Here is a 575-nt window from a genome sequence, read left to right on the forward strand (position 1 = left end):
TAGCGGATGGCGGAGAGCTTGCTGTCACAGGCCAGCATGCCCTTGAGGTCCTTGTCGATATTGTTGTCAAAATGTGTGGCCAGATCCATGGCAATCAGCCGGATGCGGTCATCCGCCTTATACACCTGATTGGCGCGGGCAAAACGCTTCTTGAGGTCCGTGACCTGCTCCTCGGTCAGCCCCTGTGTGATGCGTTCGAACCAGGCATCAATGGCCTCATCATTCACGTTCAGATCGGGCTTGCGTTCTTCATAGAGCAGGGGTGTCACGGTTCCATCCGAGACAGCCTGCTGCATGGTGTAGGAGTGGATGATCCTGCCAAAACGGTTGGTGGTCTCACTCCCTTTGAGCAGCGGTGTGCCGGTAAAGGCGATGAAGGCGGCGTTGGGCAGGGCGTGCTTCATGCGGGCATGGTTCTCACCGCCCTGACTGCGATGGCCTTCATCCACCAGCACGATGATGTCCGCACTGTCATTATGGCATTCGGGATAGCCGGTGGCGGTGTGGAACTTGTTGATGAGCGAGAAGATGATGCGTTCCTGCCCGTGCCCGATCTGCTGCGCCAGACGGCGGCC

At 58.3% G+C, this 575-nt stretch carries 1 protein-coding gene; it reads right to left on the reverse strand.

The genetic code is table 11. The features are described 5' to 3' along the window. The coding region (locus tag CSR02_RS04125; RefSeq protein WP_143225535.1) for a DEAD/DEAH box helicase family protein at positions 1 to 575 on the reverse strand (575 nt) is incomplete at both ends.

This window comes from Acetobacter pomorum (assembly GCF_002738225.1).
Taxonomy (GTDB): domain Bacteria; phylum Pseudomonadota; class Alphaproteobacteria; order Acetobacterales; family Acetobacteraceae; genus Acetobacter; species Acetobacter pomorum.